The sequence below is a fragment of the Roseimicrobium sp. ORNL1 genome, assembly GCF_011044495.1.
Taxonomy (GTDB): Bacteria; Verrucomicrobiota; Verrucomicrobiia; order Verrucomicrobiales; family Verrucomicrobiaceae; genus Roseimicrobium.
The window spans coordinates 102496-128390 of the sequence record NZ_CP049143.1; the positions used below are offsets into that span (position 1 = coordinate 102496).

General features: G+C 60.2%; 18 protein-coding genes. 6 read left to right on the forward strand and 12 right to left on the reverse strand.

Going from position 1 to position 25895, the window contains the following annotated elements; all coding sequences use genetic code 11:
• Window positions 1-17: 17 nt before the first annotated feature.
• The 6 genes from G5S37_RS00335 to G5S37_RS00360 all read right to left on the reverse strand — a co-directional run bounded on the left by G5S37_RS00335 (window position 18) and on the right by G5S37_RS00360 (window position 7333).
• A complete protein-coding gene (locus G5S37_RS00335; RefSeq protein WP_165199606.1) occupies window positions 18-1739 on the reverse strand; it encodes an NADPH-dependent assimilatory sulfite reductase hemoprotein subunit in 1722 nt (573 codons plus the stop codon).
• A 93-nt stretch (window positions 1740-1832) separates the two neighbouring features.
• Window positions 1833-3617, reverse strand: coding sequence for a flavodoxin domain-containing protein (locus G5S37_RS00340; protein ID WP_165199608.1), 1785 nt, complete (start codon window positions 3615-3617; stop codon window positions 1833-1835).
• 315 nt (window positions 3618-3932) lie between these two features.
• Window positions 3933-4157, reverse strand: coding sequence for a hypothetical protein (locus G5S37_RS00345; RefSeq protein ID WP_147263570.1), 225 nt, complete (start codon window positions 4155-4157; stop codon window positions 3933-3935).
• Between the two features lie 128 nt (window positions 4158-4285).
• The gene (locus tag G5S37_RS00350; protein WP_165199610.1) at window positions 4286-4909 is read right to left on the reverse strand and encodes a hypothetical protein; all 624 of its coding nucleotides are present in this window, start codon (window positions 4907-4909) and stop codon (window positions 4286-4288) included.
• Window positions 4910-4963: 54 nt separating this feature from the next.
• Window positions 4964-6394, reverse strand: coding sequence for a PLP-dependent aminotransferase family protein (locus G5S37_RS00355; protein WP_240914768.1), 1431 nt, complete (start codon window positions 6392-6394; stop codon window positions 4964-4966).
• A gap of 78 nt (window positions 6395-6472) precedes the next feature.
• The gene (locus tag G5S37_RS00360; RefSeq protein WP_165199612.1) at window positions 6473-7333 is read right to left on the reverse strand and encodes an AraC family transcriptional regulator; all 861 of its coding nucleotides are present in this window, start codon (window positions 7331-7333) and stop codon (window positions 6473-6475) included.
• 111 nt (window positions 7334-7444) lie between these two features.
• Here G5S37_RS00360 and G5S37_RS00365 point away from each other — a divergent pair, with 111 nt between their 5' ends.
• Entirely contained in the window at window positions 7445-8704 is a 1260-nt protein-coding gene (locus G5S37_RS00365) for a Gfo/Idh/MocA family oxidoreductase (RefSeq protein ID WP_240914769.1), read from the forward strand.
• 4 nt (window positions 8705-8708) lie between these two features.
• Here the strand turns inward: G5S37_RS00365 and G5S37_RS00370 are convergent, their stop codons facing one another.
• Complete coding sequence (locus G5S37_RS00370; RefSeq protein WP_165199614.1) at window positions 8709-10004, reverse strand: Gfo/Idh/MocA family oxidoreductase; 1296 nt, start codon at window positions 10002-10004, stop codon at window positions 8709-8711.
• 110 nt (window positions 10005-10114) lie between these two features.
• Here G5S37_RS00370 and G5S37_RS00375 point away from each other — a divergent pair, with 110 nt between their 5' ends.
• Complete coding sequence (locus tag G5S37_RS00375; RefSeq protein WP_165199616.1) at window positions 10115-11326, forward strand: hypothetical protein; 1212 nt, start codon at window positions 10115-10117, stop codon at window positions 11324-11326.
• A 16-nt stretch (window positions 11327-11342) separates the two neighbouring features.
• Here the strand turns inward: G5S37_RS00375 and G5S37_RS00380 are convergent, their stop codons facing one another.
• On the reverse strand, window positions 11343-12401 hold the full coding sequence (locus G5S37_RS00380; protein WP_165199618.1) for an LLM class flavin-dependent oxidoreductase: 1059 nt from the start codon (window positions 12399-12401) through the stop codon (window positions 11343-11345).
• Between the two features lie 130 nt (window positions 12402-12531).
• Here G5S37_RS00380 and G5S37_RS00385 point away from each other — a divergent pair, with 130 nt between their 5' ends.
• Window positions 12532-13599 (forward strand): NADH:flavin oxidoreductase/NADH oxidase, encoded by a 1068-nt coding sequence (locus G5S37_RS00385; RefSeq protein WP_165199620.1) that lies wholly within the window; start codon window positions 12532-12534, stop codon window positions 13597-13599.
• A 249-nt stretch (window positions 13600-13848) separates the two neighbouring features.
• Window positions 13849-14892: a VUT family protein gene (locus G5S37_RS00390; RefSeq protein ID WP_165199622.1), complete on the forward strand. Its 1044-nt coding sequence runs from the start codon at window positions 13849-13851 to the stop codon at window positions 14890-14892.
• A gap of 319 nt (window positions 14893-15211) precedes the next feature.
• Here G5S37_RS00390 and G5S37_RS00395 read toward each other — a convergent pair whose 3' ends face one another.
• The 3 genes from G5S37_RS00395 to G5S37_RS00405 are packed head-to-tail and all read right to left on the reverse strand — an operon-like array spanning window position 15212 to window position 19116.
• Window positions 15212-15928, reverse strand: a complete 717-nt coding sequence (locus tag G5S37_RS00395; protein ID WP_165199624.1) for a response regulator transcription factor — start codon at window positions 15926-15928, stop codon at window positions 15212-15214.
• The gene (locus G5S37_RS00400; RefSeq protein ID WP_165199626.1) at window positions 15925-17571 is read right to left on the reverse strand and encodes a HAMP domain-containing sensor histidine kinase; all 1647 of its coding nucleotides are present in this window, start codon (window positions 17569-17571) and stop codon (window positions 15925-15927) included. Before G5S37_RS00400 ends, G5S37_RS00395 begins: the two co-directional genes overlap by 4 nt.
• Window positions 17572-17616: 45 nt before the next feature.
• On the reverse strand, window positions 17617-19116 hold the full coding sequence (locus G5S37_RS00405; protein WP_165199628.1) for a hypothetical protein: 1500 nt from the start codon (window positions 19114-19116) through the stop codon (window positions 17617-17619).
• 222 nt (window positions 19117-19338) lie between these two features.
• On the opposite strand from G5S37_RS00405, the gene G5S37_RS00410 reads away from it, so the two are divergent.
• On the forward strand, window positions 19339-22848 hold the full coding sequence (locus G5S37_RS00410; protein ID WP_240914770.1) for a DUF1553 domain-containing protein: 3510 nt from the start codon (window positions 19339-19341) through the stop codon (window positions 22846-22848).
• Window positions 22849-22858: 10 nt separating this feature from the next.
• Window positions 22859-24325, forward strand: coding sequence for a DUF1501 domain-containing protein (locus G5S37_RS00415; RefSeq protein ID WP_165199630.1), 1467 nt, complete (start codon window positions 22859-22861; stop codon window positions 24323-24325).
• A gap of 17 nt (window positions 24326-24342) precedes the next feature.
• Here the strand turns inward: G5S37_RS00415 and drt5 are convergent, their stop codons facing one another.
• Window positions 24343-25830, reverse strand: coding sequence for an antiviral reverse transcriptase Drt5 (gene drt5 / locus G5S37_RS00420; RefSeq protein ID WP_165199632.1), 1488 nt, complete (start codon window positions 25828-25830; stop codon window positions 24343-24345).
• Window positions 25831-25895: the final 65 nt, after the last annotated feature.

Below are 25895 nucleotides of genomic sequence, written 5' to 3' on the forward strand. Positions count from 1 at the left end.
AATCTCCTATCCCAAGCCTAGCTCGCCGGGATGGCTTCGGGCTTGATGTTCTTGTGGAAATCGTCGCCCTGCACGGTGGCATTTACATACCCGGTGCGGATGACGAAGTCACCGAAGTGTTCACCTTCATCGGCCTCCTTCGCATAGCGCTTCAGGATGGGGGACAGCAGATCGATGATCTCGCCCGCTGCCACGTCCTGACGGTAGAGTTTGCTCAGGCGCTGGCCGGCATGGCCACCACCAAGGTAAACGTTGTACCGGTCCGGACCACGACCCACGAAGCCGATCTCCGAGATGAAGGGGCGGCCGCAACCGTTCGGGCAGCCCGTCATACGGACGGTGATGGCGTCATGACGCAGGCCATACTCCTCGAGCTTCTCTTCGAGGTTGGTGATGACTTCCGGCAGATAACGTTCCGCTTCCGCGAGGGCCAGACCGCAAGTGGGCAGGGCCACGCAAGCGATGGTAGCCAGACGCATGGCACTCTGCTCATGGGCGCGGTGCATGCCGTACTTCTCAAGGAGCGCCTCCACCTCCGCGCGCTTCTTCGCGGAGACATTGGCAATCATGAGATTCTGGTTCGCAGTCAGGCGGAAGTCGCCGTCATGAATCTTGGCGATCTCACGCAGGCCCGTGAGCATGGGATAGGTCGGTGTATCCAGCACGCGACCGCCGGAGACGAAGAGCGTGAAGTGGAAATTGCCCGCTTCATCCTCCACCCAGCCGTAGCGGTCGCCATTGTCCTCGAAGTGATAAGGACGCGTCGGCTCCAGATCATAGCCGAGGTAGGTGTTCACCTGCTTGAGGAACCAATCCACGCCGTAGTCCTGCACCGTGTACTTCAGGCGGGAGTGCTTGCGATCGGTGCGGTCACCGTAGTCGCGCTGCACCAGGAGCACCTTCTCGGCGACATCCACGACCTTCTCCGCCGGGCAGTAGCCGATGACGTCGGCAATGCGCGGATAGGTGGCTTCATTGCCATGAGTCATGCCCATGCCGCCACCGATGGCGACATTGTAACCGACGACCTTGCCGTTCTCGACGATGGCGATGAAGGACAGGTCGTTGGCGAAGATGTCCACGTCGTTGCTCGGAGGCACGGCGATGGTGATCTTGAACTTACGCGGGAGATAGGTCTTGCCGTAGATGGGCTCCTGCTCCTCCTCAGTCGTCTTCACCTTCTCGCCATCGAGCCAGATTTCATGGTAGGCACGAGTCTGGGGAGTGAGGTGCGCGGAGATATCGCGAGCCGCCTGGATCACCTCCGCATGCACGGAGGAGAGGAAGGGGTTCGGATTGCACATCACGTTGCGGTTCACGTCGCCGCACGCCGCGATGGTATCCATGGCGCAGTCATTGATTTCCTTGATGGTGCGCTTCAAGTTCGACTTGATCACCCCGTGAAGCTGGAAGGCCTGGCGCGTGGTCAGCTTGATGGTCTCATTCGCATACTGCATGGCCATGCGGTCCGTCTCCAGCCACTGGTGCGGCGTGGCCACACCCCCGGGCAGGCGGATGCGCAGCATGAAGGAGAATGCCTTCTCCAGGCGGTGCTTGCGGCGGTCCGGACGCAGGTCACGGTCATCCTGCTGGTAGCTGCCGTGGAACTTCAGCAACTGCTGGTCATCCTCCGAAAGCGAACCCGTGGAGAGATCCGCCAGACCTTCTGCGATGGTACCACGCAGGTAGTTGGAGCGGGTCTTGATGCCTTCGTTGGCGGAGAGTTTCTTTTCTGACATTGCGGTGAGGCCGCGATAGGTGAGCTGCGGCGTTGTTCGTTGTTTGCTTATTAAAGGGGTCGGGCGGGCAGGCGGTGGGTGAGCGGACCGGAGTTAGTACACGTCGCGCTGGTAGCGTTTGGCCTTCTTGAGATCCTCGACGTAGGCTTCCGCAGCCTCCTTGGACTTGCCGCCCTGCTTGGCGACGATGTCCAGAAGTGCTTCGTTCACGTCATGGGCCATGCGGGAGGCGTCACCGCACACATAGAGGTGCGCGCCCTCCTGCAGCCAGGCATACAATTCTGCGGCGCGGTCATGCATGCGGTGCTGCACATACACTTTCTCCGGCTGGTCACGGGAGAAGGCGACATCCAGCTTCGAGAGGGCACCGTTCTTCAGATGCTCCTGCCACTCGACCTGGTAGAGGAAGTCGTACATGTAGCGCTGGTCGCCAAAGAAGAGCCAGGATTTGCCCGCGTGACCGAGGGCCGCACGATGCTCCACAAAGGCGCGGAAAGGTGCCACGCCCGTACCGGGTCCAATCATGATCACCGGCGTATCTCCGGAGGCAGGCAGGCGGAAGTTCTTGTTCTCATTCGCATACACACCCACGCGGTCACCGGCGCCCACGAGATCCGCGAGGTAGGTGGAAGCCACACCCTTGCGCGGTTGGCCATGGGCGTTGTAGCGCACGGAGGACACCGTGAGGTGCACCTCGCCGGGATGCGCCAGCGGGCTGGAGGCGATGGAATACAAACGGGAGGGAAGCTTGCGCAGCGCGGAGACGAGGTCCGCCGCCGAGAGGCCCTTCGGCAGGAAGTCCGCAATCGCATCGGCGATCCAGCGGCCCCAGAGGTAATCCTTGAGCTGGTCCTTGGAACCTTCCGCGAGCAGCTTGGTGAGGTTCTTGGACTTGGTGAAGGCCTGCAGCTTCGTCAGCACCTGCTTGGAAAGGGCCGTGATGTCCAGATCATCGCGCAGCGCTTCCGCCAGCGACTTGCTGCCGCTGCCATTGAGCTCCACGGCTTCCGTACCGGTCAGCTTGGCGGCCTTCAGGATGCCCTCCACGACATCCGGGGCATTCTGCGGAATGATGGCCAGCGAATCACCCGGCTCATACGAAATGCCGGAGCCTTCCAGCGAGATTTCATAGTGCCACGTTTCCTTGGCCGTGCCCCTGCCATTCAGCAGCACGCGCTCGGAGAGCTCAGCTGCGAAAGGATTCTTGCGGTCGTAGACCGTTGCTGCGGGAGCAAAGGAGAACCCACCAAACGCAGGCGCTGCGGCAGCACCACCCGTCGCACCAGCCACTGGGCCAAAGGCCTCCAGCGCAGCCGTGAGCCAGCTACGATGTGAGTCTTCATAATCCACGTCGCAATCCTGACGCGGGGAGAGGCGGGTCGCGCCGAGGGATTCCAGGCGTGCATCCACGTCCTTGCCCGTCTGGCAGAAGCGTTCGTAGGAGGTGTCTCCCAAGGCGCACACGGAGAAGCGCAGCTTCGGGAATGTGAGCGAGGTGCTCATCAGGTCCTTGTGGAAAGCCACGGCCGTCTCGGGTGGGTCGCCATCGCCCCAGGTGCTGACAATCACGAGCAGGTTCTCCACCTTGCCGAGGTCTGCCACCGCGAGGTCGGACATGTTCTTGGCCGTCGCGGAGAAGCCACGCTTCTTCGCTTCCTTGACCGTGAGATCCGCGAGTTTCTCTGAGTTTCCGGATTCCGTGCCGTACAGCACCGTCAGCTTCGGACCCGCCGCAGGGGCTGCGGGAGCCGAGCCAGCGGGATCGCCGGCGGAGAGGTAACCACCCAGCCAGAAGCGTTGCGCAGGGGAGAAACCGGCCAGGAGATCCTGCAGGATGCGGCGCTGGTCGGGAGAGAACGGTGAGTGCTCAGGAAGCATTGTCTGTCGGGTTGGCTCTGGGAGGTGGGGACGAGTGAGGATGGACTGGCAATGAGCAAAAAAGCGTCACAGCATGGCCGGCTTGCTGGCTGGGAGCATGTCTGCAACACTCCGCATCCGTTCGGTGTTCCGATTCGGTCGAGCAGAGGTCAGGCAGGTCAGCATTTAGGGCGCACTTTTGACGAGGAGCGGGGACCCGGCTTTGCCGGTCCTAGCGTCCATCCCTACACTGGGGCCTAAACCCGAAAAAACAATCTGTAATTCAAGGCGGCAGGGCGGGACGGCCGCCCTTCGCCAGAGTGACTGATGAGGTGTTCAAACCATCAGTGCAAGCATGGCGAAGAGCTTCAGGGCAATCAGCCAACAGATGACCATCTGCGCCTTGGAATAGGTGCGCTCCCCGCTCGTCTCCGCCGGCTTGTCCGGGTCCACCGCGAACCACACGTTCATGTTCTTGAACATCCACACACCGACAAGGATCGTGACAAAAAAACCGCCCCAGAAGAAGATCTTCAGCGGCATCATCGATAGAGGTTCCATAGATGTGCCCAAGGTCCGCCAAACCGGGAAATCAGCCAGATACAGGAGGGACCTTTCTGTACATGTACAGATTTTCTCCAAAACCAGTACAGTCGTCGACCCAAATAGCCTTCACTTGAGCCGGCGATTCAGCCATCGCCGGCTCTTCCAAGCAGCTTCCAAAGATGGATAAAGGTCTCGACCTCATCCCGGAAACCGGTGACCCACAGGTATCTGGTACCATCAATGTCGAATGTTTTGACTGTCTCAAACCTGCTCACATCCAAGTGGCGTTTTGCCAGCGCATCAAGCAAGCCTGCAGCTGTCACGTCAGCAGGCACCTTGAGTGCCCGCTGTACGTTTGGAGTGAGTGGCATCACCCGGGTGGTGTCCGTGTAGTACGGCTCACCGTATGGAAAGAAGGCCACGCTCCGGCCATGAAGCGTGTACAGCCAGCCTGATGCGAGAGCGACACTATGGCAGGCCTCGCCAAAAGGCACGTCCTTGAGCGACATAGTAACCTTCACGAAGGAGGAAACGGGGCCGACAAGTATGTAGCCGGAGAGCCTGTCGTCCTCAGGATACTGCCGCCGATACAGCTTGATCAGTTGGTCGACGGCGGAACTCACGGAAAGCTCTTTGAACTCTACGCTTGGCAGGGGCTTCTCCCAAATCGAGCGCTCCCCACTTTTGTTTTCAGGCGTGCCTTGAGAAAGACAGTCCGAAGCGAATACCATGGCTATCGACAGGAATAACGCGAATCGCATGCTCATGAGAGAAGCCGATGCCTGGATGAGAGATCAAGAACATTGTGGTGTGCCTACCATTCACATGAGCCGCTTCACCAGCGCACCCAGCCTGATCAGCGCCTTCTCGATTTTCGGCGTCCAGGCATTGGCGCAGGAGATGCGGATGAAGTTCCGGAAGCCCTGCTTGGCGGAGAACATGGGGCCGGGGGCGATGCTGATTTTCTCCTCCAGCGCGAGGTCATCGAGCTTCAGCGCATCAACGGTGGGAGGAAGTTCCACCCACAGGAGGAAACCGCCCTTGGGTTGGGTGATTTTCACCGGCTGGGGGAAGTGGGTGGCAATGGTATTGCTCACGCGTTCCACCAAGCCCTGGTAGGTGCGCCGGGCGGTGCGCAGGTAGTGGTCATACCCGCCCGTGGCGAGGAATTCCGCGATGGCCAGTTCCGGCAGGGTGGCGGTGGCCAGGGTGCTGATGAGCTTCAGCGTTTGTATTTTCTCGTGATAGCGACCCGGTGCGACCCAGCCGACGCGATAGCCAGGAGCCAGTGTCTTGGAGAAGGACCCATAGAGAATCACATTCTGGTGCTCATCATAGGACTGCGCCACCCGGGGGCGGTGCTCGCCATAGTAGAGCTCGCCGAAGATATCGTCCTCGATGAGGGGCACGTCCCGCTGGGCCAGCATGCGCACCAGGCGTTCCTTGTTCGCATCCGGCATGAGTGAGCCGAGTGGATTGTTGAAGTTCGGCACGGCGACGCAGGCCGCGATTTTCTGCTTCTGCAGCACCTTCTCCAGGGCATCCAGATCCATGCCTGTGTCCGGGTGCATGGGGATCTCCACGGCACGCAGCTTCAGAGCCTCGAACACATGGAGCACGCCAAAGTAGGTAGGGGACTCCACAGCGACAATATCGCCGGGTGACGTGAGGGCGCGCAGGCAGAGAATGAGCGCTTCCGTGCCGCCGGAGGTGGTGATGATGTCATTGGGCGAGAGCCGGCTCCCGGCATCCATGAGACGTCGCGCAATCTCCCGCCGCAGGGACAGGGCTCCCGGCGGCATGGCATAGCTCACACCGCGATTCCCCGCACGACGGCTGACGGAGGCGAGAATGCGGTTCAGCTTCTCCGCAGGCAGGAGCTCGGGAGCGGGCGCGGCATTGCCAAAGGAGATGACCCCCGGCAGCCGTGTGGCCTGGAAGAGGCGCGACTGCAATCCCCCTACGCTCACTGCGGTGACGGCGCTGGGTGGTCGTGAGATTTCCGGCGCCGGCACGGGATGGTGCATCTGCGCCCGCACGTAGAAGCCGGACTTGGGCCGGGCCTCGATGAGCCCGCGATCCTCCAGCAACAGGTAGGCCTGCACCACGGTGGTGACGCTCACGCCGTGCTGCTCACTCGCGCGACGCACGGAGGGCACCTTGTCCCCGGCACGCAGAGTGCCGGAGTGGATCATCTGCTCCACACTCCGGGCCACCTGTTCGTAAAGGGCGGTGTCAGAATCCTCTGCCACAAGACTTTTCAACGATGAGGATACGTTTCGTGGCAAGGAGTTTCACGCCTTTCGACGAGGCATCATCGCGAGCACGCCTCACGCGCATGGTTGCAGGTGATTCTGCCGGTAGCTCTGGGGCGCGATGCCGAACTGCTTCTTGAAGATGCGTGAGAGGTAGAAGGGGCAGTTGAACCCGCAAGCTTCCGCGACCTCTGCCACGGTCTTGCGCGTGTTTCCCAGCAACTGTGCCGCCATCTGCAGGCGGCGTTCATTGAGCCAGGCCATGGGCCGCCGACCGGTCTCGCGTTTGAAGATGCGGGCGAAGTAATCCGGATTGAGAGCCACGGCACGCGACCATGCCGTGATGGTGATGTCCTGCTTCAGACGGTTCATGGCCCAAGCCTCCGCGGCGAGGATGCGATCCACCGCGGTGCGTGCTTCAAGATTCGTGCGCGCCATGGGCGGTCGCAGGTTCTGCAAGACAAACGTGAGCCACTGCAAGATGGCTCCCGTGATGGCGAGATCACGGTACGGGCCTTCGCTGCCCATGACGAAAAGCACCTTTTCAAACTCGGCTACAAACGCCTGTGGTTCCTTCAGCGAATAGCGCCGCTTGAAGTCGCGATGCAGCAGCTCATTCACCACGCCGCCATATTCCACAGCGAGCGACACCGCGAGACTCACGTGCGGCCGCTTCGGGTCATGCCCATAGGCGAACTCATCTCCGCCGCGCACCACCAGCAGATCGCCGGCTTGCAACACCATGCGTACCCCATTGATCACCACCCAGCAACTCTCCGACTCCACGTAGAAGAAGCAGAGCATGTCCCCCATGAGCCGTGACTTCTCGATCGACCACTCCGGGAAGCCCGCATAGCGACCGAACCAGTGCACGCGCAGGCCAATGCGGGCCTCCATGGCGAGCGGCCAGTCGTGATGGTAGGGCAGATAGCTCATGGTCGGAAAAGTACAGGGATTGAGACGGTGTCGTCCATTCTCTGAAACGGTCCATCTCGCTAGTTTTTCGCCGCCATGCACCCGATACGCGCTTCTCACACCCTCACGCCCATGAATACCGCGACTGCCCCCACCCCCGGCTCCGCCATGAAGATTTCCGACGGCCTGACACGGCGCGATTTTGTGAGCCGGAGCGCCGTGGCCGCGGCAGGTGGACTGCTCGCCATCCCGGGCTGGGTGGGCGCCCAAGCGCCCGCGAAGAAAATCCGCGTGGGCATTGTCGGTGGACGCTTCGGTCTCGGCTTCCAGTTTCACGAGCACCCGGACTGCATCGTGGAAGCCGTGAGCGATCTGGTCCCAGAGAGACGCGCCGCCCTGCAAAAGACCTACAAGTGCGCGAAAGCTTATGACTCACTCGAGGAACTGGTGAAGGACCCCAAGGTGGAAGCCGTTGCGCTTTTCACGCCCGTACCGGATCACGCACGCCATGTGTTGCTCTGCCTCGCTGCCGGAAAGCATGTGCTCTGCGCCGTGCCCGTGGCCATGACCCTGGATGAATGCCAGCAACTCGCCGATGCCGTGAAGAAGACCGGGCTGACCTACATGATGGCGGAGACCAGTCACTGGCAGCAGCTCACCATCTCCGCGCGCAAGTTCCACCAGGAAGGTGCCTTCGGGAATCTGTACTACACCGAGTCCGAGTATCACCATCCCGGTCTGGAGGAGCTCTATTTCAACAAGGATGGCTCACGCACCTGGCGACACGGCATCGCCCCCATGCAGTATCCCACGCACTGCACGTCGCATTTGATCAGCGTCACCGGCGAGCGGCTCACCGAAGTCACCTGCCACGGCTGGGGAGACAATGACCCCATTGTGAAGGACAATGTGTACAAGAATCCCTTCTGGAATGAGACCGCGCTCTTCAAGACCAACAAGGGCAATGCCATGCGCGTGGCCGTGTGGTGGCGCGGCGCCCAGACAGGCGGAGAGCGTGCCCGCTTCTACGGCGACAAGATGAGCTTCTACTACAATGGGCCCAACGGCGCACCCACCTGCACCGTACGTTCCCAGGCGAAGACGGAGAAGGACTCTGGCGGATTCGTCCGCAGCGCGCAGGTCATGGAGAAATTTGAAGAGGTGCAGTGGTGGAAGACCGACCTGCTGCCGGAGCCGATGCGCCACAACAGCGGCCACGAAGGCTCGCACTGCTTCATCACGCACGAGTTCATCGACGCCCTCGTCAAGCAACGCAAGCCCGCGGTGGATATCTACGAAGCGATTGCCTATACCGCGCCGGGCATCGTGGCCCATCAGTCCGCACTCAAGGGAGGCGAGTCGATGAAGATTCCGCAGTTCGATCCGACGTAAGGGCTCACCCCACCGGCGTGCCCCAGTGGTCACGATATTCGCGCGTGAGCATCTTGTTCGCCTCGGCATCGTTCGTGATACGCTCGGCTTTCGGATCAAACTCAATCACTTTGCCGGTGCGCGTGGCGATGTTCGCGAGGTGACAGAGGCTCGCGGAGAGATGTCCTTCCCGGATATCCGCCGCGGGTGTGGCACCACTGCGAATGCACTCGATGAAATTGCGATGGTGTGCGAGCAGGTCGGGGGTTCCCTTTGCCTCCTCGCGCAGCTTGTCCTTCTTGTCGTAGATCTTCCAGCCGCCGTTCTTGCCGAGGATCATGTAGCCATTGGTTCCGTAAAAGGCATCGCCGTTCTCGAAACCCTCCTGGTGATAGTCACTCCACAGGCGCTGCTCAAAGGAAAGCAGGCGTTTCTTTCCACCGCCAAGGTCATACTCAAAGAGCACCGACTGCGTGTCCGGCCACTGCTGATCGTCATCGTGGAAATACTTTCCACCCAGCGCCGCGATGCGCGTGGGATGCGTGTCCATGCCGAGGCCCCAGCGCCCCAGGTCGAGATCATGCACGCCGTCATTGCCAATGTCCCCTTCCCCAAACGCATGGAACCAGCGCCACGCCCCGGGAAGCATGTTGCTCTGATACAGCACTTTCGGCGCGGGTCCGAGCCAAGTATCAAAATCCAGCTCTGCCGGTGGGTCCGAGGGCTGCACGTGGCCGATGTTCCTTCGAAACTGGCTGTTCCACACCTTCGCGGAAATCACTTCGCCAATCGCGCCGCCATGCAGCTTGGCCATCGCCTGCTGCACATGCTCCGTGCTGCGGCTTTGCGTGCCCACCTGCACGACTTTCTTCGCCTTCTGCGCCGCTTCGATCATGAGCCGGCCTTCGCGAAGGGTATGTGAACAGGGCTTCTCCACATACACATGTTTGCCAGCACCCAGGGCAAGGATGGTCGCCGGTGCATGCCAGTGATCCGGAGTCGCGATGAGCACTGCATCCACCGTAGAGTCCTCCAGTACTTTGCGCATATCCGCCGTCGTCCGCGGTGGTTTTGCAGCATCTCCCTGCGCGAGCTTCGCTGCCGTATCCAGGCGCTTGGCATCCACATCACATAGCCAGGTGATCTCCACGTCGGGATTGCGCACCAGACTCTTCAGGTGATTCGTGCCCATGCCGCCCGGGCCGATGATGCCAAGGCGAATGCGGTTGTTTGCTCCCTGAGCGTGCAATGATGGCAGGGCCAGGGCGGTGGATGCGAGAGCGGTCGCGTGGAGGAAGTCACGGCGGGTAGGTGTGCTCATGGCGAGAATACCTCGCAGGCAGACCAATCTTGCATCTCAGTACGCAAGTGCTCCTCTCTTGCGATATCGTTTCCTGCCAGTCACGCCCTCGATTCCAGCTTTTCGCGTTCATGAAGCTCTCGCTCTTCGTCCCAGCAATCCTATTGGCAGCCGGCTGCATTATCCTTCCTTCCTGCTCCAAGGACAAAAAATCCACATCATCCCAAACTGCAGGCACCAGCACCGTCCCACCAAAACCCACGAAACTCACGGATGTACCTCAGGGCGTGCGCAACGACCTCGATGCCTTCGGAAGGCAACTGGAAGCAGATCTTCTCGCTAAAAACACTTCCGGCATCAGGACCTCCTTTCTTGTCCTGGAGATTGTAGAACGGGTCATGGCGGGCATCAGCGTCTCCGGCCCGAACTTCAACATGTTCAAACAGGGGCTCGAAAAAGGGATGCCCGACAAAGTGGGTGCCATCGTCCAGGAGTGGTCACAGCAAGATGCCAAATACAAGGGCCTTGTCCTGGAAGACGGCGAGGTGAGGCTGCGGTTCCGGTTGCTATCAGATGCCGGTATCATCTTCATGGACATTCTGGTGACCAAGCGTCCCAGCGGCAGACTTGGAATCATCGACTACTACAATCGAGTGACTGGCGGCAGCATGACTGAGCAGATGCGGCAAGTGATGCTCCCCACGCTAATGGAGCTGGACAGGCAGGTCGAACAGAAGTCGGTCAGCAACGCCTCGAGCATGGCACAGGATGACCTCAATCAGCTCACCGCCATAGGCCGTCATTACAAGGACAAGAACTTCCGGGGGATCATTGACGCCTATCAACTGCTCTCTCCGGAAATGAAGAGAAGTCACATGGCCATGTCCTTTCGTCTGGATGCGCTGGAGCATCTTCAAGACCAAGAAGGCTACAAGGCAGCCCTCCAGGAGGCCGCCCAAACGAGCAAGTCGGCCAACTTCCAGTTTCTCCTGGTGGATGTGTATGCCATCGAGAAGGACTACGACAAGGCCATCGAATGTCTTGAGTTGTTCATGACCGCCATGGGGAAAGATGCCGCTTTGCTAACGGTCAAAGGCACGCTGCAACTGGACAAGGGTGCCCATGACGCAGCCAGGGCCACGATTCACGAGGCCCTCGCTCTCGAGCCGGACTCCAGTTCCATCCACCTCAGAGCCCTCGAGGTTTTGCTGGCGACCAAGGACCACCCGGCCACGGCAACAAGCGTACGTTTCCTACAGGAGCGCGGCGGCGTGAAGATCAACCTGACGGCCCCTGGTTTTGCCGACTTCATGAAAAGCCCCGAGTCTGCTCCCTGGCGTTGAACTCCCGCGATATGCCCTATGGCATGCTGAATCCAACTGGCATCGGTGCGGAGTCGTTCAGTCCCCCGTTGACACTCGTTGCTGAATTGATTTCGCGGAACACCTGCGCCGCCAGTTCGAACGAACGCAGTCGCGCCGCGTGATCATAGAACTGCGCTGTCGCGACGACCTCATCAGCACCCGTTTCTTCAAGGAAGCCCTCGATCTGCTGCTTCACCGTCGTCGGCGAACCCACGGCGGTACAGCGCATCATGCGGCGCACGTGCAGTTCCTCGGCAGGACTCCACCGTCCCTGCATGCTCTCCACGGGCGGCGGCATCTCGTTCGGTACACCGCGGATGAGATTAAGGAACTGCTGCTGCACGGAGGTGTGCAGATAGCGGGCTTCTTCATCCGTATCCGCCGCAAAGACATTCAGCCCAATCATCACATACGGCTTCTCACATGCCGCGGAAGGCTGGAACTCGCGGCGGTACAGCTTCAACGCCTCACCGAGATATCCGGGTGCGAAGTGCGAGGCAAAGGCAAAAGGCAATCCCAACGCAGCAGCCAGTCGCGCGCTGAAGTCACTGGAACCAAGCAGGTAGATGGGCACGTTCAACCCCACACCAGGGATGGCTTTCACGGTGCGATGTGATGCAGCCGGCTTGAAGTACGACTGCAGCTCCATCAAGTCCTGCGGAAAGGTGTCGCCATTGCTGCCCAGGCTTCGACGGAGGGCGGCTGCCGTGAGTTGATCCCCGCCGGGTGCGCGACCCAGGCCGAGATCGATGCGGCCCGGATACAGCGATGCCAGTGTGCCGAACTGCTCCGCGATCACCAGCGGTGCATGGTTCGGCAGCATGATGCCACCCGAACCCACACGGATGGTCGAGGTGCCACCTGCAACGTGACCGATAATGACCGAAGTCGCCGAGCTGGCCACGCCGGGAATGTTATGATGCTCCGCGAGCCAGTACCGGTGATACCCCCACCGCTCTGCATGCTGCGCGAGGTCCAGCGTGTTGCGAAAAGAGGATGCCGCATCACCGCCCTGGATGATGGGACACAGATCGAGAACGGAATAGACAGGCATCTGGGGTAGCGCCGGTGAAGTGAAAGTGAGTCCGAAAGGTATGAGAAGATACGACCAGTGACTCCCCTTGGGCGTACCCTTGTGTTACACGCACGGCTCCAATCCTTTTCAGATTCACACCCGCTGTCTCATGGCCTCTGACCTCTTTTCTCCGCTCAAGCTTCGCGACGTTACCTTTCGCAATCGCATCGGCGTCTCGCCCATGTGTCAGTACTCGAGCGAGGACGGCTTTGCCAATGACTGGCATCTGGTGCACCTGGGCAGTCGCGCCGTCGGTGGCGCGGCACTCGTCATGACAGAGGCGGCCGCCGTGCTGCCGGAAGGACGCATCAGTCCGCAGGACCTCGGCATCTGGAAGGATGCGCACATCGAGATGCTCCAGCGTATCTTCCGTTTCGTGGAGTCTCACGGCGGCGTGCCAGCCATGCAGCTCGCGCATGCGGGGAGAAAAGCGAGCACCTCGGTGCCGTGGAAAGGCCGCGAATATGTCCCCGAAGAGGAAGGTGGATGGAGGCCCATCTACGCGCCCAGCGCGATTCCCTTCGACCCACAGGCCATCGTGCCCACCGAGCTGGATCTCGCCGGCATCCAGCGGGTGGTGCAGGCCTATGCCGATGCCGCACGTCGCGCACTTGATGCAGGCGCACGCGTTGTGGAAGTGCACTCCGCGCATGGATATCTGCTCCATGAGTTTCTCTCGCCCCTGACCAACCAGCGCACGGACGGCTACGGCGGCTCGTTTGAAAATCGCACCCGTGCCCTGCTGGAAGTCGTCACCGCCGTGCGCGAAGTGTGGCCGGAGCGCCTGCCCCTCCTCGTGCGCATCTCTGCCACCGACTGGGTCGAGGGCGGATGGGACGGTGATCACTCCGTGGAACTGGCAAGGATGCTGAAGCCCCTCGGCGTCGACCTGATCGACTGCTCCACCGGCGGCACCGTGCCGGATGCGAAGGTCCCCGTCGCCCCTAGTTATCAGGTACCCTTCGCCGAGCGCATCCGCCATGAGGCCGGCATGCCCACCGCTGCCGTCGGCATGATCACCGAGGCCCAGCAGGCGGATGAAATCGTCCGCACAGGCAAGGCCGACATGGTCTTCCTCGCCCGCCAGCTTCTGCGCGATCCCTACTGGCCCCTGCATGCCGCACGTGAGCTGGGTCACAACTTCCCCGCACCAGAGCAGTATCAGCGGGCGTTCTGATTCGCCGGCCAGACCCTCAAGGCGGGTTCATATCCTGATGCATCATCAGAAGCCGTGGAGTGAGGCTTCCCGATGTATGCTGCCGCAACATGCACGAGTGCAGCACAAGAAGTGCGGATTCTTCCCTAGGATTAAGCGATTGATTTTTATGGAAAATGAAGCCACCCGTGGCTATTAAGCCAACATTTAGCCGGTCTATTCCGGTGCCACCTTATAAATGACCAGCGCCGCCCGTACTTCCCTTATTGCATGACGAATGAACTGCTCATTCTCATTGCTGAAGCTGTCACGGTGTACTTCCTGGTGCTGTGGGCGCATTCACTGCGGGGCCGCATTGGCCTGGCGCATTTCTATGCCCTGATTGGCGGGCTCACGGCGGTGATGGTGTGGGTCACGGACGCCGGAGTGCGTGTGAAGGTATCGGGCATCTCGTTCATGGTGGGCTCCACGGTCTTCTACACCGCGTTGCTGCTGGGAGTCTTCGTCGTCTATGTGTTCGATGGGCCGCGAGCCACGCGCATTGCCATCTCCACCATCATCGGGTTGGGCATCATGGTGCCCGTGGTCACCGCGGTGTTGCACTGGCAGATCCGGATCTCAGACGACGCCGTGGGCGCCTACTTCCCGCCGCAGAGCCTGCGCATCTATACAGCGTCCATCGTTGCGGCGTTTGCCGACCTGATCTTCCTGGCGATGGCATGGGAGTTTCTGGGCAAGCCGCGGCTGAACATGCCGCTGTGGGTGCGGTCCTATCTCACGCTGCTGGGGGTGCTGTGGCTGGACGTGGTGCTCTTTGCCACGGGAGCATTCGCGGGTACTCCGGGCTATCTCTCCATCATGACCGGCACGTTCCTCAGCCGGTTCGTGATCAGCATTTGCGTGTTTCCATTCTTGTACTGGTACATCACCTGGCAGAACCGGGTGCACGGCATGGAAATCGAAAACCGCCCGGTGCTCGCAATCCTCAAGGAGGTGACCGAGGTGCGGCTGGAACTGAGCCTGGCGCAGCAGGAAATCGAGCATCGCAAGAAGGTGGAGCGTGAGAAGGAGGAACTCATCGGCAGCCTGCAGGCCGCCCTGCATGAGGTGAAGCGCCTCCGCGGCATCCTGCCCACCTGTGCCTACTGCAAGAACATCCGCGACGAACAGGGGAACTGGCACCAGCTCGAGTACTACATCCAGAACCACAGCGAGGCGAAATTCAGCCACGGCATCTGCCCGGACTGCGCCAAGGCGCACTTCCCCGAGGCCAGCATCAACCCCTCACGCGAGCGTCCCCGCACCGACGCCTAGACCATTTTAAGTTAAACTATAGCCGCCGAATGGAGCAGGCGCGGTGGCTTTCATGCCGGAGGCATGGCAGCTTGTAGCCGGTGGTTGAGCGTAGCGATACCACCGGATAAGAGAGAAGAATCATCGCATCCCGAAGGCGATGCCAGCGTCGTAGCAAGTGGGATGCCCGTAGCGTCCTACCACCTCGCTTGCACCCCTGCCGGGGTGCGAAGGGAGAAATACGCCCTTCCGGTGGTGTCGCTACGCTCAACCACCGGCTACATGCTTTCATCCCTCTGGGATGGGTTGAGTAAATGGCTATAGTATTAGTGAAGATGCTCTAGGTGTCTGTACCGGCACCTGCAGCGCTGGCCGTGCGATGGCGGTAGCCCATGCTGCGCACGGTCTCAATGATCCGCGGGTGCTCCACATCCCGCTCCACCTTCCGTCTCAGCTTGGCAATGTGCTGATCCAGGGTGCGCGACTCCGGCAGATACTGCAGGCCCCAGCAGCGATCGAGGAGCTCATCTCGAGTGACCACCTCTCCGATGCGCTCATGCAAGAGCTGCAGAATGCTGACCTCGCGTGGGGTGAGCCCGATTTCTCCCCCCTCCCTCGTGGCGCGGAGTTCGTGCGGATACACCATGATATCCTGCATGACGAAGACCTTCCCGCGACCGTTGCCAACGGAGGATTTCTGTGAACGCCTCAGTGCCGCGTGAATGCGCGCGAGGAGTTCCTGCCTGCCAAAGGGCTTCCGGATGAAATCATCCGCACCAAGCCGGAGTCCGACCACCACATCGACTTCCTCGCTCTTGGCGCTGAGGAAGAGCACCGGCACCAGGGGATCCCGCTCGCGGATGCGGCGGCAGACTTCGTAACCATCCATGCGCGGCATCATGATATCCAAGCACACGAGCGCGGGCTGCTGCTGCTGCCAGAGCGCGAACGCCTCCTCTCCGTCCCGCGCCAGCACATTGACAAACCCCTCCGGCTCCAGGCAGGCCGCCAAGGAATCAAGCGTAATGGGATCGTCATCTGCGATCAAAACCTTCATGATGGTGCTGATTGAGATTGCGAGGGTGATGGAACTGAAGAGGTGGATTCGACCATGGCCACGTTTCCGGGTCCAGAGTCGCCTTTCTTGGGAGGGTCTACGACAGGAACACGCAGGACAAAGCAGGCACCCTTCGCGTCGTTGTTACCGTCGGACGGAAGCCCCAACTCCAGCGAGCCTCCCATGCGCTGCGCCAGCTCGCGAGCGATGCTGAGTCCCAGCCCGGTGCCGGTGACTCCAGCAGCCACACGATCATCCAGCCGTACGAAGGGCTCGAACACACGAGTCGCATCTGCAGCGGAGACCCCGGGGCCACCATCATGCACCGTGAGCACGAAGTCATTCCCTTCGCGCTGCGTGGAGATCTGCACGGGTGCCCCAGGCGCGTATTTCTCCACGTTGGAAAGCAGGTTCGCCGTGATCTGCGATAGCGCATCCGGATCCAGGCCACAGGGTGTGTCATCTGCCCCGTCCTCCCGAATGACAGTGATGCCATGCCTGGCGAAACTGGGAGCAAACTGGTCCACCACCGCATCCACCACTTGTGCGGGACAGCACGCCACCGGGCGAAGCTTCAGCGATCCCTGCTCACGGCGGGAGAAAGTGAGAACATTGGCAATGAGCCGCGCCAGCCTTCCCGCCTCCTCCCGCACCAGTGCCAGACGTGAAGCCGCACGTCCTTCGTGGGGCAGCGAGTCCTCGATGATATCAAGGTTCAGCAGCATGTTCGTGAGCGGGGTGCGCAGCTCATGTGAGACACGGTTCACAAAAGACACACGTTGCATGGCAAGCCGGTGCGCGCGGCGCTGCTGGACGAAGACGGCGACGCCCAACAGTGCGACGAGGATCGACAACAGTCCCGCCACCACAAGTGTTGGAAGGTGATACACCACGCTTGTTTCCATCCGGTCCCAGGACGCGAGCTGCCAGCTGCCATAGCGTGTGACCAGTGACTGGGACCAGTGGGGTGATTCATCCCCCGAGGGTGTGGCGGCACCGCCCAGCCGGGTGCCCGAAGGGGTCACCAGCTCCATCTGCCCTTCCAGCACCTCATGGAATTCCGGATGCCTCAGCAGCCACTCCTTGATCCAGCCATCCACCGCAGTCTGTACCTCCTTTGGTTCAATGGTGACGAAAACGATCCAATTGCCCGGCCCACGGCTCCAGTACATCAGAGGCCACGCCGGATCCTCCAGCCATCCCTCTTGCGGGGCATCGTCTTTGGTAAAGGCGGCCTTATCCAGCAGGCGGAGGTCGGAACGATTCAACGAAGGTGATTCGAAAGTGGGCAAGGCGTACTTGCCTGCCGGGATCCTCGCGAGGCGCACATGTTCTTCGCGCGGTGTCGAGCGCAGGAGGAAGGAGCACGCCACCACCCCGGCGATTTCCCCGCACGCCTGCTGCGTACCGAACGTGTCCGACATCGTCACTCGAGTGACCATGCCCTCCAGGTGCTTTTCATGAAGCGCCTCCAGTCGCAAGAGTTCCTTCTGCAGAGCCGTCGCGAGCTGTTTGAGCGGCGCGCGATCCTGCGGGACACGCACCACTTCCTCCCGGCGGGACAGCGCGGCGCCTCCCGCCATGATGCATGCTGCCGTGAAGAGCAGCAGCATCAGGGTCAGGCGTGGCGCACCGGGTGTCATGGTTCCATTCAAAGCATGGACTCAGTGAAACAGCGAGCCTGCTCGCTACTCCACGGTCACTTTCACGAAGGCAAACCAGGTCCGGCCATCATCCTGCCGGCCATTCGCGCCGGTATCATGAGGGCGGCTCATGGTGCCAAGAAAGCATTGGCGACCCACCACGGCGGTCACGGCGGTGGTCACCTTCTGCGCGGCGAACATGGGCTGCTCCGGATAACGTGCCAGGAGGGGATGCCCCTGAACAATGCCCCGGTACTCCACCAGTTCTGGAGCAAGGTTGAGATCCACGACATTGGCTTTGATGCTGAGCACAGGATCAACCTCAATACGCCAGCCGGTCGGTCGGGTCTCGAACCTGGAAAACCCTGCGGGCAGCAATGGCGCTCCCTTCTTGAATACGGGCTGGGTCGGGGTCGCCGCAGGCTTCGCTGCCTGGTCTTTAGGATCGGCCGGGCCTGCGGGCTTGGCGACCTTTGCATCGACTTTTGGCGGTGCAGAGGGAACCATTTCCGTGCCGTACATCCACTCCCCGCTCTCTGCTGTGAGGCTTCGCTGCCCGGAGCGGGTGATAACGGTGACCACCCGTTCCAGCTTTGCTTCATCCTTGGGCAGAGACGTCGTTTTTTGCAAAAGGATGTCCGCATCCACGGTTTCTGCGATGAGGTCACGCGCTTTCTCCCGGGGAAGAGAATAGAAGCGGAAGACCATGCGGATGTTCTTGGAAATGTCAGCGGCATCGTCAGCCACAGCAGGCACATCAGCCGGCACCGGACTGGAGTGCCCATAGCGCACAAAAGTGATGCTGACAGACCCATCTCCATCCGCTCCGGTGACCCCTGTGCCCTTGGGACTACTCGTGGTCCCCATCAAGGTGGGAACGCCAATGCGGCAGCTCATTGCACTGTTGATCATTCTTGATGCAATCACGGGAAGCACCTCGCCATCCGCGTTCGGATCTGCCTTGGCGGCGGTGAATCCTGCCAGGCGGGTAAAAGAAAGGGCGGCGTTCAGATCTACGATCGCGCCATCTGGCCCCTCCACCGGATCGAGTTCGATGCGCTCGCCCAGGGGACGCATCTCATACGCGGTGGGGAAATGGAAGGGTCTGCCGGGCACGGCAGGATCAAACTCTGTGGGATAGATGAGTTCATCCACGCTCTCCACGGTGGAGCGCTGTCCGCTCCTGGTGGGTACGACCAGGAGCGACTCCAAGGCTGCCTGACCTGCAGTGACCATCTGACGTACGCGGTCAAAGAAGGGCTGGGGTGCCAGTGCTTCCTCGTGAAGCGCATCCAGGGCGCTCTGCGGCATCTTGTAAGTCTCGAAGGTGAACACGAGGTGATGCGGTGGTGCCTCTGGGGCAGCCGGGGGCTTGGCAGGCGTGGGTTTGCCCTTCACGAAGGGGTCTCCGGGAGGCTTGGTCGCTTCACCCTGGGACGGTTTGGCTTCGGCGGGGGTGGCTTTCTGGGCATGCAGTCCGCCCGCCGACGGGGCGAGCCAGAGCGCCACAGAGGCGAATAAACAGAGAATACGATGAGTTTTCATGGGCATCATGATGAGGAGTGAAGCAGTCGTCAGCGGTGCTCGATGCTGGCGTTGAAAAGACTCTGGCCCATTCCACACCGTTCTGTGTCAACGCGCCGTGAATGGATTGTAAAAGTTCTGTGAACGCATGCTCCATCCCCGGACCACCTGAGGTCTTGCCCCCCGACATGGGGACTGAGAAACTATGGGGTCCCCGGACGTATTTGTCCTCTTGCCCGCACTATGATCTCCGCTCCGCGATTCCACGCGTCCGCCACCTGCACGGTGGCTCTCCTCAGCATGGCCGGTTTTGGTCCGGTCCTGCGCGCGGAGGAAAATCCACATGGGGATGTCTTCAAGAACAGGCCCGTGCCTGCCATCGTGGACTACAACCGCGATGTGCGGCCCATCATCTCGGAGAAATGCTTCCACTGTCACGGGGCGGATGAAAGCTCGCGCAAGGCCAAGCTGCGCCTCGATCTGCGCGACGAGGCGGTGAAGGTTCACAAGGGTACCTTCGCCGTGAAGCCGAAGGACCCGGACAACAGCGAGGTGATGAAGCGCATCCTCACCAAGGATCCGGATGAGGTCATGCCGCCACCGGAGCATGGGCACGCGCTGAGCACGCGGGAAATCGAGATCATGCGGAAGTGGATCGCGCAGGGCGCGGAATACTTGGAGCACTGGGCCTTCATCCCGCCGGTGAAACGGAAGCCGGAGGGCAAGATGGATCCCATTGATGGCTGGATCGCTCAAAAGCAACAGGAGCACGGCCTCGCCCTGTCTCCCGAGGCGGACAGATACACCCTGATACGCCGTGTGGCCTTGGATCTCACGGGCCTGCCGCCGAGTCCGGAGGAAGTGAAAGCCTATCTGCAAGACACCAGCGACACGGCGTACGCCAGCATGGTGGATCGTTATCTTGCGAAGCCCGCCTATGGTGAACGCTGGGCTCGCGTGTGGCTGGACATCGCGCGCTATGCGGACTCCGCAGGCTACGGCAGCGACCCGTTGCGCCTCAATATCTGGCCATATCGCGATTGGGTCATCCAGGCCTTCAATCGCAACCTGCCCTACGACCAGTTCACCACGGAGCAGATTGCGGGTGACCTCCTGCCGAATGCGACGGAGGAGCAACTCGTGGCCACCGCCTTCCATCGCAACACGATGACGAACACCGAAGGCGGCACAGATGACGAGGAGTTTCGAGTCGCTGCTGTGAAGGACCGCATCGCCACCACCATGCAGACGTGGATGGGCCTCACGCTCGGCTGCGCGCAGTGCCACTCGCACAAGTTCGACCCCATCACGCAGCAGGAATACTACGAGTTCTTCGCCATCTTCAACCAGACGGAGGACAGCGACAAAGGAGATGAGTCCCCGACCCTGCCCAAGCCGACAGAAGAACAGAAGCAGAAGACGCAGGTGCTACAGGGCGAGATCGCCACGCTGGAAAAGCGCATGAATGAAACGGCCTCGCCTGAACTGCAGAAGGAACTGGCCGCATGGGAAAGCACCATCAAACAACCCACCAGGTGGGAGCCGCTCGCCGTCACTTCGTTGAAATCCCAGAAGGGCGTGAAATTGCAGCAGGCCGAGGACCTCTCCATCCTGGCGGACGCAGCCGAATCCGATGTGCACACCGTGGAAGCCACGGCGCAGGGCAAGCGCATCACCGGCGTACTGGTGGAGGCCCTCGCGAGCGACAGCCTGCCCGGCAAAGGACCCGGTCGCTCAGGTGGCGGGAACTTTGTGCTGAGCGAGTTCAAGCTCAGCACGGTGCCTGTGGATGCCAAAGCTGAGGCGAAACGTGCGCGCTACGTGCGTGTGTCGCTCCCTGGAAAGGCCCGCCTGCTTCACCTCGCCGAGGTGCAGGTGTTCTCCGGCGGTAAGAACGTGGCCCTGCAAGGCGCGGCCAGCCAGTCCTCCACGGGATACGATGGTCCCGCCAAACTCGCGAACGACGGCAATACGGACGGCAACTACGCAAAGAAGTCTGTCAGTCATTGTGCCCAGCAGGATGATCCGTGGTGGGAGATCGATTTGAAGAGCGAGATGCCCATCGACTCCGTGACCGTGTGGAATCGCACGGACGGTGACACCAGCAAACGCACCGAGAATTTTGTCGTGACCGCATTGGGAGGGAACCGCGAAGAGCTCTTCCGCACGCAACAAGCAGCCGAGCCGAAGCCGAGCGCTAGCTTCACACTGGGTGGGCCCACGCTAGTCGCGTTCCGCGATGTTACTGCTGACTTCGAGCAGCAGGACTATCCAGCGAAGAACGCCATCGATGGTAAGGATGACACCGGCTGGGCAGTGGGGCCGAGCTTTGGTGTGGATCATCGCGCCGTGTTTGTCGCCTCACGTCCGTTTGGCGAGGCGGGCAAGGACACGAAGCTCACGTTCACGCTCGCGCAGCACTACGGATCGAACCACACGCTGGGACGCTATCGCATTTCCATCACCACGGATGCCGCACCGCAGCCGGCGCTTCCGGAGAATATCCGGAACATCCTCGCCACGCCCGCGAAGGATCGCACGCCTGCTGATGCTGCGACGCTCCTCGCCTATTACAAGCCCACGTCGAAAGCCTTCGCTGACACGCGCAAGGAGCTTGAGGCAAAACAAAAGGCGCTCGTGGGCATCAAGCCGCTCGCCGTGCCCGTGATGAAGGAACTCGTGAAGGACAAGCAGCGTGAGAGCCACTTCCTCGTGAAAGGCAACTTCCTCATGCCCGGCGACAAGGTGCAGCCTGCTCTATTGAAGTCCTTCCACAAATCACCCGAGGCCGGACCTGCATCACGCCTCACCGTGGCGCACTGGCTGATGTCGCGTGACAATCCGCTCACCGCACGCGTGGCCGTGAACCGCTTCTGGGCACAGTTGTTTGGACGCGGACTCGTGGAGACGGAGGAGGACTTCGGCACGCAGGGCACCTTGCCCACGAACGCGGAGCTGCTCGACTACCTCGCGGTGCAGTTCATGGATCTGAAGTGGGACACGAAGGCCCTGCTACGCGAGATCGTGATGAGCCAGACGTACCGGCAGGTGAGCCGTCCCTCTGCGGACTCGGTGAAGAAGGACCCGCGCAACGAATGGCTCAGTCACTACCCGCGCCGTCGTCTTGATGCGGAACAGGTGCGCGATCAGGCGCTCGCCTTGAGCAATCTCCTTTCTCCCAAGATGGGTGGTCCGAGTGTGTATCCTCCGCAGCCGGATGGCCTGTGGCGTGCTGCCTTCAATGGCCAGCGCTCGTGGGACACCAGCAAAGGTGAGGATCGTTATCGCCGCGGCCTCTACACCTTCTGGCGCCGCACTGTGCCCTATCCCAGCATGGCCACCTTCGATGCCCCGAGCCGTGAGAACTCCACCATGCGCCGCCTGCCTACGAACACACCCCTGCAGGCCTTCGTGACGTTGAACGATCCCGCTTATGTGGAAATGGCCCAGGCACTCGGCGCACGCATCCTGCGTGAAGGCGGCGCGACGGTAGAGGAACGTGTGGAGTTCGGCATGGAGCTGTGCCTCGCACGTCCGGTAACCGCAGAGCAAGTCGCCACCCTGGTGCAGCTCTACCAGCAGGAACTCGCGAACTACCAGGCGAATGCCGAGGACGCGAAGAAGCTCTCCACCAGCACCACCCTGCCCGCTGAGAAAGGCTTCGCTCCGAACACCCCGCCCGCCGAAGCCGCCGCCTGGACCGCCGTGGCGAACGTGCTGCTGAACCTCGATGGTGTGCTCACCAAAGGCTGACCTTATCTTCATGAACGCTCACCTCGAACTTCAACGCCTGCAGGCGCAGACACGCCGCACGTTCCTCACGCGCGGTGGCGTGGGATTGGGCGCGATTGCCTTGCAGAGCCTGCTGCATCACGGCGCACAGGCCTCCGCGCTTCCTGCGGGTGGCGCGAATCCCCTTGCGATCAAAGAACCGCCGATGCCCGCCAAGGCGCGCGCGGTGATCTACCTGCACATGAGCGGCGCACCGCCGACACTCGACCTCTTCGACTACAAGCCGAAGCTCAATGAGCTGAACATGCAGGACTGTCCGGAGTCGCTCATCAAGGGCAAGCGCTTCGCCTTCATCAAGGGCCTGCCGAAGATGCTGGGCCATCCGCACAAGTTCGAGCAAGCAGGCGGTAACGGCCTGTCCGTATGCGAGCTGATGCCGAACTTCATGCAGATTGTGGACGAGGTGGCGGTCATCCGTTCCATGACCACGGATCAATTCAACCACGCGCCGGCGGAACTGTTTGTGCACACAGGAAACATGCGTGCCGGCAGCGCAGCCATCGGTTCCTGGGCCACCTATGGTCTCGGCAGCGAGAACTCCGACCTGCCGGGCTTCGTGGTGCTGCTGAGCGGTGGTACGGATCCCACGGGCGGGAAGAGCCTGTGGAGCAGCGGCTTCCTCCCCAGCGTGTATCAAGGTGTGCAGTGCCGCACCACGGGCGAGCCCATCCTCTTCTCCAGCAATCCCGAAGGCATGAGCCGCGACTCACGCCGCCGTACGCTGGATGCCCTCGCAAAGCTCAACCAGATCGAAGCCAAAGAATACGGCGACCCGGAAACGGTCACACGCATCGCGCAGTACGAGCTGGCCTACCGCATGCAGGCGGCCGTGCCGGAGGCGTTCGATATCACGCGCGAGCCCAAGCACATCCTCGACATGTACGGCGCGAAGCCGGGTGAAGGCTCCTTCGCCAACAACTGCCTCCTCGCCCGTCGTCTCGTCGAGAATGGCGTGCGCTACATCCAGCTCTTCGACTGGGGCTGGGATATTCACGGCACCGGCAAAGGCGATGACCTCGTGAACAAATTCCCCGAGAAGTGCAGAGACGTCGACCAGGCCTGCGCTGCCCTCGTGAAGGATCTCAAGCAGCGCGGCATGCTGGAAAGCACGCTCGTGGTGTGGGGCGGCGAGTTCGGCCGCACACCCATGAATGAAGCCCGCGGCGGCAGCAAGTTCCTCGGCCGCGACCACCACCCCAACTGCTTCGGCATGTGGATGGCCGGCGGTGGCGTGAAAGGCGGCGTGGTTCACGGCGCCACCGATGAACTCGGCTATGACGTCGTCGAAGGCAAAGTCACCATCCGCGATCTTCAGACCACCATCCTCCACCAACTCGGCTTCGACGCGAAGCGCCTGAGCTACCGCTACCAAGGCCTCAACCAGCGGCTCATCGGGCCCGCGGATGAGGGGCGGGTGGTGCGGGAGATATTGGGATGAGAAACCGCTATCGGCGTTCAGCTTTTGTGAACAATCTCCGCGATTAATGCATTAATCCTGCTGCTCTTTGCGAAATATTTTATCAGTTGATTTCTTGCGGCTTTTTTCTCCGTGCGAGCTCCCACAGCTGAGCTCCAACTCAACCAATCTGAGCCTCCATTCCGAAGAATTTGTTCCCTGTACTCACGAAGACCAAAACGCGGGTCTGGAATCTCTAGAAGCTTTGCTTTTGAAACCTTTGAGGCCTTGGGATGCTCCATTAGCGTTGCTACAAGCGCCTCGGATCCCTTTGTGCCAAGAAGATAGTCCTCCAGGATACAAGTTGCCCAGAACAGCGAATAATCGGAAACAACTTCGCTTTGGCCTAAAAAGTCCTGCACCGCATTCAGCAGCCCAGACTTGTCGTTGATGAACTTTGAGAAAAGGAAGACATTCTTTGAAAGGTAGGGAAAGCTCCAAAGGATCTTACTTATGTGCTCAAGCAGATTTTCTGCCTTATTGCTTAGGTAGGCCAAAACCAGATCTGCGTCCTCTTCCTCTAGCTTCGGAGAATCTAGAAGATTTAACAGATAGCTCTCCTCACCGGGATTTAAAAAATCTGACTGTTCCTCTTCATCCTCGTCTTCATCCCAATAGAGGCTTCTAAAGGCAAGTTGTCTCTTCCTCAGTAGTCCTTCGCGTACAGAATCGATTTTTTCTTCCAACGACTGCTCAGGCCTCTGCCGGAAAACGGTTTTCGACGGATTGACTGACAAACCTTTTTGTCCCAGGAGCTGCTGTATGAGGATGAAATCTCTCTGGAGTTGATTGAGGTCATTTGAGAACAGCACAAAATCGTCCATGAACCTGAGCAGCATTGGACTCTCGATACCAGGGAAATTGTCGACGAATTTTAAAAAGTGGCCGCCAATCATTTTTGCCGGATACAAGCCATGCGGCAGGCAATCAACAGACCTTCCTCCGTTAATTTGTCGAAAAAATTTCCCGAAAATCTGAAAATCCGACTCTTGATCTGCCATTTGTGCAAACCAACCCGCAATATCATGATGGTAAACCGAGTTGAAGTAGGTCGAGATGTCAAAAGTGCAGCTATATTTGTAAGCGTGGTGATTTGTTGCAGTCCAAACCCGATAAGCCTTATAGCTCTCTGCCGATGGAATAGGATTGCCCGACTCGAATCGGTACCCGAAGTTCATTCTGTTTGAGAGAACATCTTTCCTGAACTTGCTCCGGTGTCTATACACTATTTCATAGAGAAAGAACTCCGCTACAGGGTCCAGCTTGTGTGTCCGACGTAGGTGATGGCCATGCTTCGCAGCAAACACCTTTTCCTGCTGCTGAAAATCTCCAGCTGCCTCGGACTCGTCCGCCTTGATCTCTTGATAGATGTACTTCAGGATTTCGTCGGAGCCGTTTTCCACCAGCCACAGATTTGTTTTGAGTGGAAACAGAGTCTTCGGAAAGTCGTCCCGAAAGAATTGTACTGAGGGATCTATCGTAGGCATGTTTCGGCTTGAAATGATTATCGCCTGCGCAGTTAATTCGTCAATTAATGCGCACAAATTACATT